Source organism: Sphingobacterium sp. NGMCC 1.201703 (assembly GCF_047784615.1).
Classification (GTDB): domain Bacteria; phylum Bacteroidota; class Bacteroidia; order Sphingobacteriales; family Sphingobacteriaceae; genus Sphingobacterium.
Map to the genome: position 1 here is coordinate 87,055 of NZ_JBLOHD010000010.1, position 12,825 is coordinate 99,879.

Consider the following 12,825-nt stretch of genomic DNA (forward strand, 5'->3'; position numbering starts at 1 on the left):
CTGCGGAAGATATAGGTATGAAGGGACAATGACTGTCATTCGACAGAATACGGTAAAAGTGGTTGGGGAATCCCAAGTCATCGTTGCCAAAAATTCATGTGAATTAAGGAAAAAATCCAAAGGAATGATGACTTGGGATAATCTCACACGGAGCGCCTATGATGAGGGCAAAGTGTTTAAGATCAAATAACTATAGGTATTTTTCAATTTCGTCAAACTGGATATCCCCATGTGAAGCATTGTAAAGACTATTTTTACCTTCGACAATAAGTATCTGCGGGGATTGATGCTCGATATTCCAGCGTTGTGCAATTTCATTGGAAAGCGCACGATAGCGCAACAGGTCTAAAAGATAAATTGAATAGTCCTGATCAGCAGTATTTGACATCCGTTCCAAGCTGCGTTTTGCCATATTACTGATGCCACAAGTCGTACTGTGCTTGAATATGGCGGAAACTTTATCTGATTGATAAAGCTCCTGTAATTGTTCTTCTGTATTTAATTCTATCCAATTGATCATAATTATAATTCTTTAAATTTCTTTTGCTCGACTTGTACAAAGGAAGAAATCGAAGAGAATACGCAGGTTCTCTTGTCGTTGCTTGCAGCGCTAAATAAACTAGGCAGACGTATCCCATCTCCTATTTCTTTGTATTTGCCAACCTCATAACTGATTTTTTCTGATTTATCAGTGTATTCATAGCGTGTAATTTCGCCCGTATTTTGATCGATATAGATTAAGCCGTCCAGTTTCGAGCCGAGAACTGGGCCTGATGAGGTAATACTTGCGATGGTGAGTTTTTGTCCACCAATAAATCGTTCTTCCTGAATTTTAAACTGCACACTTCTCTGCTCTATTAGCGTCGGTAGCAGAAGCAGATTTAGATCCGCAAAAAGTTGATTTTTTATGGATTTCTTTATTTCCTGTCCGTCAGTAGCTACATTGCCGGCAATAAAAAGTTTATCGGCGCTACTTCCTTTAAAATTGAATAAATAGGTTACCTGATCAGAACCACTGAACCCGTCGAATCTACATTCTCCCGTGGTTCGGTTAAAAAGGAATTTACGTTCTTCATTGGATAACTCTTCGGATACTGTATTTCCTTTCGCGGAAAAGGCGAGATACTGTAGGGAGTCCCATTTGCCTTGGCCACCGATACTACGCCAGATTTGTTTGTTCAGACTATCATTCTGGGCGGATAAATGTCCGAAACCGAAGAACGATAACATCAATACTAAAAGTATGTTCGATAATGTTTTCATAATCATATCTAAAAAATAAAAATCGATTAATAAGATATTATCATACTTTATTAATCGATTTATTTAAAATAAAAGTATTCGTGCGTTGCTATGTTTTGGCCCAGAATACTTTTTCATGATTAAATAATAGACAAAATTGATACCAAACTAGAATTTTTTAGCAATGGCAGCCATTTGTATTGCTGTAATAGCAGCTTCTTCTCCTTTATTGCCATGTTTACCACCAGCGCGATCCAAAGCTTGTTGAAGGTTATCCGTTGTTAGTACGCCAAAGATAACAGGTTTGTTATATTTTAGTCCTACATTTGACACGCCATTTGCAACCGCATGGCAGATAAAATCAAAATGTCTGGTTTCTCCCTGGATGACACAACCCAAACAGATGACAGCATCAAAGCTTTGATTTCTCAATGCCAGATCTGCTCCGGAAGTCAGCTCGAAGCTCCCAGGCACTTCAATGATGTCGATATTACCTTCTTTTGCGCCATGTTTTTCTAAACCTGAGATTGCGCCGTTCAATAATGCACCAGTAATTTCTGCATTCCACTGTGCAACTACAATTGCAAATTTGAATGGACTTGCATCCGCAACTTGGATATGCGAAAAGTCTGATAGATTTTTAATGCTACTTGCCATAATAGATGCAAAGATAATGAATTTAGATGGTCACAAAAAAAGAGGCTATCAAATAGCCTCTTTTTTTGTGTATTTATGATTTCTTATAAATGTGCTTGTACTCTACCCAATAGACCATCGATAGTAGAAGCCTCTTGGCTTTCCGGAAAATCTGTTTTGATCTTTTTGTAAGCTGTTTCAGCACTTTTGTAGTCGTTTTGTGCTTCATAAACAAGTCCTAATTTTTTTAAGAATAGTGGAGTTGTGTATGAGTTGCTTGATTTTTCAGATGCTTGTTTATAGTAATCAGCTGCTTTTTTGTAGTCTTTTAACTCTGAATAGGCATCACCTGTTAAACCGATAACCAGTGGGTCTAAGATTTGACTTCCTGTAGGTGAATATTTTTCCAATGCTTTTACAGCATCATCAAATTTTCCTTGACGTAGGTAAAGCCCACCTAAATATGCATTTGCAATATTTGCGGACTTTGTATTTGAATATTCTTCGGCAATTTGTTTAAAACCAAGGAATGATCCATCACCTGTAATCGCTTTATTCTGTAAAGAGTCAATTGTAACAAGCTGCTCGGCTTTATACATACGATTTGATGCTTCTTCTGCCCGCGGTTGCAAATACAATTTCTCGTATCCAAAGTAAAGCAATATCAATACAACGATACCACCTAAAATAAACGCAACGCTTTTTTGGTTATCTTGAAAAAAAGATCCTTTTGAAGGTTTTAAACCTTGATTTGTATTATTTGTATTTTTAGACATTACTAATCAGTAAAATATGGATTGCAAAAATACACTTTTCGAGCAAATTTGCAAGTGTTTTGGAAATTTTAAAGTGAATTAACTTTTGTTTTCGGACGCATTTGATAATTCGATTTCTTTATCCAATTGTTCGTAGATCGAGTTTTTGCTTTTAAATTCCGGAACGATAAGCTTCATCTGGTAAACAACCTCATTCTTATTTTGAGTGGCTAATCTTTCTTTTAATTCCGCTAATTTTAAACTGACAATGTTATAATTATTTTCGCGCACTTTGGCGATCATAATTTTCTCATGGTGTGTCGGAAGGGTGTTCTCGAGGTCGTTTAGCAACTCTTCATAGAGTTTTTCGCCTGGTCTTAAACCGGTAAACTTTATTTCGATATCTTCATTTGGCTTAAATCCGGAAAGACGGATCATCTTCTTGGCAAGCTCAACGATCTTCACCGATTTGCCCATGTCAAAAACAAAGATCTCTCCGCCTTGCCCCATTGCTCCAGCCTCAAGAACGAGTCGACAGGCTTCGGGTATAGTCATAAAATAACGTGTAATTTCAGGATGCGTTACTGTAACAGGCCCGCCTTTTTGGATCTGATCTCTAAATCGAGGAATAACAGAACCATTTGAGCCAAGAACATTTCCGAAACGCGTAGTAATAAATTTTGTACTGACTTTTCCAGTTGATAAACTCTCCAAATGATTGTTCAACGACTGTACATATATCTCCGCGATTCGTTTTGTTGCCCCCATAATATTTGTTGGATTAACGGCCTTGTCTGTTGAAACGAAAACAAATTTTTCGACCTGAAATTCCACAGCTAAATCGGCCAGATTTTTCGTGCCCATAACATTCGTTTGTACAGCTTCAAGCGGATGATTTTCCATCATAGGAACATGTTTGTAAGCTGCCGCATGATAGACATAATGTGGTTTGAATGTTTCAAAGAGCAAGCGCATTCTTTCTGTACTTCGGATATCCGCGATATAGGTATGGTATACCTGATTTGGAAATTCGTCCTGCAAATCCAGTTGTAAATTGTGCAATGGCGATTCTGCCTGATCACAAAGAATAATCATTTGCGGTTCATATTTTCCTAACTGAGAGGCAATTTCACTCCCGATGGAACCAGCAGCGCCGGTAACAAGAATTCTTTTTCCTTTTGTTTGGCTTAGGATATGATCGTCATTGATTTTGATTGGATCCCTTTCCAATAGGTCTTCAATTTTTATTTTTTGGATCTGATTAGGATTAAGATCCCCATTCATAATCTTTTTGACAGGAGGAAGGGTTAAGATACTAACATTCCTTTCCAAAGCAATATCCGTAATTTCATTTTTGCGCTCTGAGGGAATATTGTGTGATGCAATAATGACCTCTTCAACATTCAGGGTGTTGATCAGATGGTTAAATTTTTTAGATGAGTAAATTTTGGTGCCATCAATCACTTTGTTGATCTTCTGGTCGTTATCGTCCAGAAAACCGATGATCGCATTTTTCGATCTCAGATCGTGATCTAATGTTCTTTTTACAGCAATGCCGAGATCACCGGCGCCATAGATCAGGGTTTTCTTTCTGGTGCCATTGACCTTTTTAGTATAGAGAAAGAAAATTTTGATGATAGTTCGATATACGGTTAATATTAAAAATGAGAAGAGAGCAAAGAAAATAATTAATGCGGTAGGGATATTACGTTCAATTTCATTAGCCTGAATAATCAATTTGATGATTAAAAGCATGAAAACACTAAATATGATGGTGGATAATATCCGGATGGAGTCAATTGCACTTGTGTAACGAATGATCCCGGTATACATCTTGAACAGGTAAAAGGATAGGGAACAAACGCTTACAAATAAAATATACCTTATGCTGAAATCGATATCAAGGAGAAAATCGAAATTAAAATCGTAATAAATGATGTTTGCAAGGAGATAGGCAACAGAGACACTGAAAATATCCAATAAAAAAATGATCCACCTGGGTACTATACTGATTTTACTTAGCATCGTATTATATCTGATTAATTTAGACAAATGTAGATAATTTTGTTTCATTCCCATGGTCTTATATGCATTAATCTTTATACTGTCCAATGATTGCTGAAGGCTAACCAAAGATCGATGGCCTGCTGTTAAGGGCAGGCAGCGAGCAGTGATTCTAGCAATTTTATCTGCGTTTGATTAGATTGATTATTTATCGTAATTTTAACTAAAGTCAATTTAATAAAATGAATGAGTTAGGAAAGCTTGCGAGCCAGGCCATGATTTCTCCAAAAGAGATGCTTTTTGAGAAGAAAAAGAATGGAAAAAGTCTTTTTATTGGGATTCCAAAAGAAACTTCACTTCAGGAAAAGCGTATATGTTTAACACCATTGGCTGTGGCACTGTTGGTCGAAAACGGGCATGAGGTCTTAATTGAGACTGGAGCTGGAGCCGGGGCTAATTTTTTGGATCACCATTATAGTGAGCAAGGGGCCCGTATCGTGACGTCTAGAGAAGAAATATACCAGGCAGATTTAATCATTAAAGTTGGCAGTCCTACTGTATCTGAAGTCAAATTGATGAAAGAAAGGCAGGTGCTATTATCTTCTCAGCAACCGTCTTTAATGAATGTAGAGGTATTAAAGGCACTTATGCATAAGAAGATCACAGCAATTTCTTACGAATACTTACGCGATGAAGGTGGATGTTTGGCCGTGGTGAGGGCAATGAGTGAGATTGTCGGGGCGACGGCAACGTTGATCGCCGGAGAATATTTAAGTAATGCTTTCGGCGGAAAAGGACTCATGCTTGGCGGTGTCACCGGAGTCGCCTCTACTGAAGTTGTCATTATCGGAGCAGGAACAGTGGGGGAACAAGCTGCTCGTACTGCCTTGGCCCTGGGCGCACAAGTAAAAGTATTCGACAATTCAATTTATAAACTTCGACGTTTGCAAAATAACCTCGGAAGCAGGGTTTTCACTTCGGTCATTCAGCCTATCATTCTCAATAAAGCCGTAATCAGTTCAGATGTTGTTATTGGCGCATTGCGCGCACGCAATGGCCGTTCTGCTTGTGTGATTTCCGAAGAAACAGTGTCAAAGATGAAGCCGAACTCGGTTATTATTGATGTCAGTATTGATCAGGGGGGGAATTTTGAGACATCGGAAGTAACTTCACATGATAAGCCCGTTTTTCGAAAATTCGATGTCATTCATTATTGTGTCCCTAATATTGCGTCGCGGGTAGCTCGTACAGCAACTTATGCCATGAGTAATATTTTTACCTCGATCTTGTTGGATTTTGCCGAATTGGGTGGATTGAAAAATGCAATTTGGAAAAGCCCCGGGATAAGAAGTTCAATTTATCTTTATCAGGGCAACCTAACCAATGCCGATATGGCGTCCCGCTTTAATATGACCGCAAAAGATTTGGACTTATTGGTAGTTTCCTCGCTATAATGAAAGCCTAATACCATAAAATACAATACAGATGAAACTATCTTGAATTATTCGAAAAGAGTGAAACGAACGAAATGAGCTCATGGATGTCTTACAAAAATAATGAGTAAACGAACTCATGAATCACAAATATGGACGAGTAATCACATCGTGGGATAAATAACTCTGATAGCTTAACCATAACTGAAAAACCAAATTTAAAAGGATGAAAAAAATTCTTATGATCTTATGCGCTATAATTTCGCTTGCCAAAGCTCAGGAAGCGATTAATCTTTATCAGGATTCAATTCCAAATGCTACGGACAAAGCCCAAGCTTCTCTGGAAAAAAACAGACCGCAATTATTTATTTACACCCCGGATCAAAATATAGCTAAAAATATCGCCGTACTCGTTATTCCCGGAGGAGGATACGCGCATATTGCAATGGATCACGAAGGGCATGCGGTTGCCAAAGAACTTGTAAGCAATGGATATGCGGCCTATGTCTTGCAATATAGATTACCGTCCCCTAATATTATGCGGGATAAAAGTATCGGACCCCTACAAGACGCCCAACGTGCAATACAGCTGATCCGGGAATCAAATCCAAAGTTTAAAAAAGTTGGTGTTATTGGTTTTTCAGCTGGCGGGCATTTAGCATCAACACTGATGACTAAGTTTAAAAATGCTTACATCAGTAATCCAGCTCATATCTCATTGCGACCAGACTTTGCAGGATTGATATATCCTGTTATTTCGATGCAGAACGATGTGACGCATAAAGGTTCGAAAATCAATCTCCTTGGAGAAAATCCTTCCGAAGGACTAGTTCAATTGTTCTCTTCAGATCTACAGGTTTCACCTGAAGTCTGTCCTGCTTTCTTTGTGCATGCCAAAGATGATACTGCTGTTCCGATCGAAAACAGCTATAGAATGATGGCTGCATTGGATAAAGTCCATGTCCCAAATAAGCTTTATGTTTTTGATCAAGGTGGCCACGGCTTTGGATTAATTAATAAAACCTCGGAAAAAAAATGGTTTGATGCATTTCTATCCTGGTTGTCGGACTTACATTAATCGAAAGCGATCCAATTGGATATTGTTAGATCAACGGCTTGATTTTTCTCTGGGATTAACTGTGAGGTGCTGATACAATGCAGATCAACGATAGTATTGGAAATTACAAGTTCGTAATAGAAACCTCTGAATTTAATGTCTTTGACAAAGAAAGACGACGCTTCTGTGGGCGAAATAGAAATCCATTCTTGATGAATGGCAATGGACTTATCGCTTTGGATACCTAAATTTTGAGCTTTTTCGGGGCTGAGGATATTGCTTTTTGCCAATAATTGTGCCGTATAAGGATGTGATGGCTGACTATACAATAGGTGAGGATTATTCTGATCTAATATTTTTCCCGATTTCATGACAATAAGGTTGTCCGCCAGCGCGAGTACCTCTGTGGGGTCATGTGAAACGAGGATGATCGTAAGACCTGTTTCCTTAACGATATCTTTGATGTCTTGCTGCAACGTGTCTCGAAAGGATGCGTCAACTTGATTAAATGGTTCATCCATCAGCAATACTTCCGGTTCATTGATCAATGCGCGGCAGATGGCAACACGTTGTTTTTCTCCGCCACTGATGTCAGCAACTCTTTTCTTTGCCAGATGATCTATGCGCAGGCGTTGTAAAATTTCAGCGGTTTTATCCTGTTTCCGCTTGATATCCGTATTAGGTAGCTGTGAAGCAACGTTATCCCATACATTCGCATAGGTGTTTAGATCGTCAAACCCCTGCGACACCAGTTTCATGGCATCATGTCCCGGTATGAGCTTGTCTTTGCGGGTAGGCACTTGCCAGCCTTTATACCGGACGACACCGTTTGTCGGTTCCAACAGACCATAAATTAATCTAAGTAATGTACTCTTTCCGCTTCCTGACTCTCCAATAATAGCTGTTATTCTCCCACCTTCGATAGCAAAAGACGCATTTTCAACAGCAAACTGCATATTGTTTTCATGGAATGAAAAACTTAGATTTTCGGCATGAATTGGTGTTAATCCCGGTACGTGGGTATCGGAAGGGATATATTGACAAGAGGACGGATGAGCCATAATGGGGATGAAAGATAGTTTAACGGATAGAAATTTTACGTGTTGCCGCATCTAAGATGCTGATCTGTATTTCTTTTGCTTCTTCTGGTAGTAAATTTGGTATTTTCTCAGGCCATTCAATAAAACAGTACGCGCCTGAATAGAAATACTCCTCATAGCCAAAATCAAAGGCCTCCTGTTCATCTTTGATCCGATAAAAATCAAAATGATAGATTGGCCCATTGTCAGAGTCATACTCATTGACAATGGAGAAGGTGGGACTTGAAGTACTGTCTTTTACGCCCAGCTGTTCACATAAATATTTTATAAAGGTCGTTTTTCCTGCCCCCATTGGGCCATATAATAGAAAAATTCGATCCGTTGGAAAACTATTTAAAAGAGTTTGTGCCGCAGCAGAAAGATCAGCTGTTGTATTTACGATAATTTCCATGCTGCAAAATTACTATTTCGGCGAGTATGTCGCAAAGGGGATGATCATTTCTTCCAAGGATATTCCGCCATGTTGGAATGTCCCATTGAAGTAATTGACAAATTGATTGTAGTTGTTTGGATAAACAAAGTAAGAATCCTCTTTGGCAAATACATAGGTGGAGCTGACATGCAGCTTGGGTAACTGTGCCTCGTGCGGGTTCCTGATCGTAAACACATCTTTTTCAATGTAGTTTAGATTTTTTCCTTGTTTATAGCGGAGATTAGTGTTTGTATTTCTATCGCCAACGATTTTGCTTGGCTTTTTTACACGAATCGTTCCATGGTCTGTGGTGATAATAACCCGTACCTTTTTCTGTGAAAGCCATTTGAGCGCCTCTAGGAGGGGTGAATGTTCAAACCATGATAAGGTAAGCGATCGATATGCTGCTTCATCATTGGCCAATTCGCGGATCATGGAGCTATCTGTCCGGGCATGAGACAGCATATCCACAAAGTTGTAGACCAGGACATTGAGCTGATTGTGCATCATATTGCCAAGATTGTCCAAAACATCCCTCCCTTGTTCAAGTGTTAAAACTTTCGTGTAGGAATGTTTTATTGGTTTGCGGTACAACCTTTTGATCTGATCATCAAGGAATTTATCTTCATATAAATTCTTGCCACCTTCATCTTCATCATTTTGCCATAACTTCGGAAAACGTTTTTCCATTTCCAGCGGGGTTAAGCCACTGAAGATGGCATTTCTTGCATATTGCGTCGCTGTAGGCAGAATACTGAAATAATTGATTTCCTCCTCCAGTCTGAAGTAATCTGTAATTACTTCGTTGATGATTTTCCACTGATCATAACGTAAATTGTCTATCAAGACGAAAAAGGTGGATATTTCTTCCTCAAGTACTGGAAATACTTTCTTTTTAAACAATTGGTGGGATAAAATAGGTGCATTTTCAGGTCTACTGATCCAGTTGATATAATTGTTTTCGATAAACTTTGAAAACTGCATATTTGCCTCGGACTTTTGCATCGTCAGGATTTCATGCATGTTGTTGTCTTCGAGCTTCTCAAGAGATAATTCCCAGTAAACAAGTTTTTTGTATACTTCTGACCATTGGCTGAAATCCAGGTTGTCATTTAATATCATGCCCAGGTTGCGGAAATCTTGTTGATAGGCCATGGAAGTTTTCTCATTGACAATGCGTTTGTTTTCAGTGAGTTTTTTTATGGTCATCAAAATCTGTTTCGGATTTACCGGTTTGATGAGATAGTCATCTATTTTAGAACCGATCGCATCTTCCATGACGTGCTCTTCTTCATTTTTGGTGACGAGTACAATCGGAACTGTGGGGTTGATGGATTTGATGATCGCGAGTGTTTCGAGCCCGGTTAATCCCGGCATGTTTTCATCTAGAAATATTAAGTGAAAAAAACCATTTTTAAAGGCCTCAACCGCATCGTTTCCATTGTTGACCGTATCAACTTTATACCCCTTACTTTCTAAAAATAAAATATGAGGTTTTAGAAAGTCAATTTCGTCATCAGCCCAGAGAATATGTGTTTTTTGCATCTTGTTATATATGTCTACTATAAGAGAGGTTGATATGTTACTCAAATCGTAACAAAAGAAAAATACCTCGTTTATTGAATGGATTTCAATATCGTACTATTATAAGCAAATATCGTGCTTTAGATTTATTTTTAACATTTCTTAACGATGAACTAACTATCTTTGTTTTAAGTTTATATTAGTGATAACCATAAGTTTGTGTGTTACATAACTGGGTTTTCTATTTAATATGTTGAAAAGTAGCATTAATTTATCGCCGCATTGAACAAAAATAAAATCATTAATGATCCTGTATACGGGTTTGTTGCCATTCCTACAGGTTTGGTCTTTGACCTTGTACAGCATCCCTATTTTCAGCGACTTCGTTATGTCAAGCAGGTGAGTATGACACATTTGGTGTATCCGGGAGCTTTACATACACGGTTCCAGCATGCTATCGGAGCAATGCATCTGATGTCGATGGCCCTAGAAACCCTTCGGAGTAAAGGGATCGAGATTTCTGAACAAGAAGAAGAAGCTGTCTTAGCCGCGATTTTACTGCACGATATCGGGCATGGCCCGTTCTCGCATTCATTGGAACATAGTTTAATTGCAGGTGTTTCGCATGAATTGCTGTCTTCATTACTGATGGATCGCATGAATCAGGATCTGGACGGGAGACTAAGCCTGGCGATTGATATATTTAATAATAAATACGCACGAAAATTTCTCCATCAGCTTGTCTCCAGTCAATTGGATGTGGACCGTATGGACTATCTGAATAGAGATAGTTTTTTTACTGGCGTTTCTGAAGGGGTGATTTCATTTGACCGCATTATAAAGATGTTGAATGTGGTGAATGACGAGATTGTCGTTGAATACAAAGGGCTTTATTCGGTGGAAAAATTTCTTATCGCGCGCAGACTGATGTATTGGCAGGTTTATTTACACAAAACGGTAATAGGAGCAGAACAATTATTGATTAAAATTTTACAAAGAGCCAAATATTTAACAGCATCTGGGGTACAACTCTTTTCTACTCCAGCATTCCACTGGTTTTTGAGCCAAGAGATTGATCGTACAAATTTTATGGCAGACCCGTTGCATTTGGACTGGTTTACTCGTTTAGATGATACAGATATTATGTCAGCGATAAAAACATGGGAACTGCACGAAGACAAAATTTTAAGTAAAATGTGTCAGCGGATCATGAAAAGGGACTTGTACCGTTCAATCATGAGCAACAAACCCTTTTCTCCGGATTATATTGAACAGGTAAAAAACAGCGTGAGACAGTTTCTGGGTGTGAAGGAAGAGGATATTCATTATTATGTGTTTACGCAGGAAATTCATAATCGTGCATATGACCCTTCCAATGACCAAATCAAGATATTATTGAAGTCGGGCGAACTGGTTGATATTACTGAGGCGTCGGATCTTGGAAATTTAGAAGCATTATCAAAAAATGTGTCCAAATATGCATTATGTTATCCAAAAGAGGTCGGATATATTGCAATTCCTTCCATGGGATAGTTATTTTTTAATAAAAAAACATAGATTTGTACCATGCAATTTACTGCTCAACAAATAGGGACATTATTAGAAGGAAGGATTGAAGGGAATCCAGAAGTTACTGTAGGTAACCTTGCCAAAATTGAGGAAGGTAAAAAAGGCGATCTTTCTTTTTTGTCAAATCCAAAATATGAGCATTTTATTTATACGACTGATGCTTCGATAGTCATTGTAAATGAAGATTTGCAATTGATGCAAGCAACCAAACCCACACTGACGATTATTCGTGTTAAGAACGCCTATGCAGCTTTTTCTACCATATTGAATATGTATAATGAGTTTCGTCTTGACAAAAGTGGACGCGAAGAACCTTGTTTTATACATCCTGAGGCGACAATAGGAGCCGGGGGCTACATTGGAGCTTTTGCGTATATCGGTAAGGGTGCTAAGATCGGAGATCATGTTAAGATTTATCCCCAGGTTTTTATTGGCGATAAGGTCACAATTGATGACAATACGACGCTTTACCCCGGCGTTAAGATTTATCATGACTGTAAGGTAGGGAAGAATGTTGTTGTGCATTCAGGTGTAGTGATTGGTTCGGATGGTTTTGGTTTTGCTCCGCAGGAAGATGGTTCTTATAAGAAAGTTCCACAGATAGGCTATGTGCAGATCGAGGATAATGTTGAGATCGGCGCAAATACGGTGATCGATAGAGCTACAATGGGAGCAACTATTGTGCGTGAGGGTGTCAAATTGGACAATTTGATTCAAATTGCACATAATGTTGATATCGGTAAAAATACTGTAATAGCTGCGCAAACAGGTATTTCTGGAAGTTCAAAAATTGGAGAGCGTGTGGTATTGGGTGGACAGGTTGGTGTTGTAGGCCATATCGTTGTGGCTAAAGGCTCTCAGATACAGGCTCAATCAGGCGTTAACAGATCAATAAAAGACGAAGGGAAAAAATGGGGTGGAACACCAGTAATGCCTTATCAGCCGCAGTTACGATCAAACGTGATATTTGCGCGCTTACCTGAGTTGGAGAAACGTATCCAGGAGCTGGAGAAATTAATAGAATCGAAGTTAAAATAATCTTTTTTCATTGAAATAAACTGTTATTTAATTGTAATGAAGCTATCATGAGCAG

The 12,825-nt window shown here is 38.6% G+C and carries 13 protein-coding genes; 5 read left to right on the plus strand and 8 right to left on the minus strand.

Going from position 1 to position 12,825, the window contains the following annotated elements:
- Positions 1–28 precede the first annotated feature (28 nt).
- Positions 29–190 (plus strand): hypothetical protein, encoded by a 162-nt coding sequence (locus tag ACK8HY_RS18990; RefSeq protein WP_175992107.1) that lies wholly within the window; start codon positions 29–31, stop codon positions 188–190.
- On the opposite strand, the gene ytxJ is transcribed toward ACK8HY_RS18990, so the two are convergent.
- From ytxJ to ACK8HY_RS19015, 5 genes are all read right to left on the minus strand, one after another.
- Positions 191–520: a bacillithiol system redox-active protein YtxJ gene (ytxJ, locus tag ACK8HY_RS18995; protein ID WP_217700109.1), complete on the minus strand. Its 330-nt coding sequence runs from the start codon at positions 518–520 to the stop codon at positions 191–193.
- 2 nt (positions 521–522) lie between these two features.
- A complete protein-coding gene (locus ACK8HY_RS19000; RefSeq protein ID WP_077438245.1) occupies positions 523–1,263 on the minus strand; it encodes a hypothetical protein in 741 nt (246 codons plus the stop codon).
- A gap of 147 nt (positions 1,264–1,410) precedes the next feature.
- A complete protein-coding gene (ribH, locus tag ACK8HY_RS19005; RefSeq protein ID WP_077438244.1) occupies positions 1,411–1,899 on the minus strand; it encodes a 6,7-dimethyl-8-ribityllumazine synthase in 489 nt (162 codons plus the stop codon).
- Between the two features lie 83 nt (positions 1,900–1,982).
- On the minus strand, positions 1,983–2,654 hold the full coding sequence (locus tag ACK8HY_RS19010; RefSeq protein ID WP_077438243.1) for a tetratricopeptide repeat protein: 672 nt from the start codon (positions 2,652–2,654) through the stop codon (positions 1,983–1,985).
- 78 nt (positions 2,655–2,732) lie between these two features.
- The gene (locus ACK8HY_RS19015; protein WP_077438309.1) at positions 2,733–4,658 is read right to left on the minus strand and encodes a polysaccharide biosynthesis protein; all 1,926 of its coding nucleotides are present in this window, start codon (positions 4,656–4,658) and stop codon (positions 2,733–2,735) included.
- Between the two features lie 221 nt (positions 4,659–4,879).
- Between ACK8HY_RS19015 and ACK8HY_RS19020 the strand changes: the two genes are divergently transcribed.
- Together ACK8HY_RS19020 and ACK8HY_RS19025 are read left to right on the plus strand one after the other, a co-directional pair.
- Positions 4,880–6,091, plus strand: a complete 1,212-nt coding sequence (locus ACK8HY_RS19020) for an alanine dehydrogenase (RefSeq protein ID WP_077438242.1) — start codon at positions 4,880–4,882, stop codon at positions 6,089–6,091.
- Between the two features lie 205 nt (positions 6,092–6,296).
- Positions 6,297–7,148, plus strand: coding sequence for an alpha/beta hydrolase (locus ACK8HY_RS19025; protein WP_077438241.1), 852 nt, complete (start codon positions 6,297–6,299; stop codon positions 7,146–7,148).
- On the opposite strand, the gene ACK8HY_RS19030 is transcribed toward ACK8HY_RS19025, so the two are convergent.
- Genes ACK8HY_RS19030 through ACK8HY_RS19040 form a run of 3 tightly spaced genes read right to left on the minus strand, consistent with a single transcriptional unit; the run spans position 7,145 to position 10,184 of the window.
- Positions 7,145–8,239 (minus strand): ABC transporter ATP-binding protein, encoded by a 1,095-nt coding sequence (locus ACK8HY_RS19030; RefSeq protein WP_416134502.1) that lies wholly within the window; start codon positions 8,237–8,239, stop codon positions 7,145–7,147. The genes ACK8HY_RS19025 and ACK8HY_RS19030 overlap by 4 nt on opposite strands.
- Positions 8,208–8,618 (minus strand): tRNA (adenosine(37)-N6)-threonylcarbamoyltransferase complex ATPase subunit type 1 TsaE, encoded by a 411-nt coding sequence (tsaE, locus tag ACK8HY_RS19035; RefSeq protein ID WP_343564844.1) that lies wholly within the window; start codon positions 8,616–8,618, stop codon positions 8,208–8,210. Before tsaE ends, ACK8HY_RS19030 begins: the two co-directional genes overlap by 32 nt.
- Before the next feature lie 12 nt (positions 8,619–8,630).
- Entirely contained in the window at positions 8,631–10,184 is a 1,554-nt protein-coding gene (locus ACK8HY_RS19040) for a bifunctional response regulator/alkaline phosphatase family protein (protein ID WP_077438238.1), read from the minus strand.
- Between the two features lie 261 nt (positions 10,185–10,445).
- Between ACK8HY_RS19040 and ACK8HY_RS19045 the strand changes: the two genes are divergently transcribed.
- Positions 10,446–11,696 carry an HD domain-containing protein gene (locus tag ACK8HY_RS19045; RefSeq protein WP_077438237.1) on the plus strand — a complete coding sequence of 417 codons (1,251 nt, stop codon included), beginning with the start codon at positions 10,446–10,448 and terminating at the stop codon, positions 11,694–11,696.
- Between the two features lie 33 nt (positions 11,697–11,729).
- Positions 11,730–12,770: a UDP-3-O-(3-hydroxymyristoyl)glucosamine N-acyltransferase gene (gene lpxD / locus ACK8HY_RS19050; protein ID WP_077438236.1), complete on the plus strand. Its 1,041-nt coding sequence runs from the start codon at positions 11,730–11,732 to the stop codon at positions 12,768–12,770.
- The last annotated feature ends 55 nt before the right edge of the window (positions 12,771–12,825 follow it).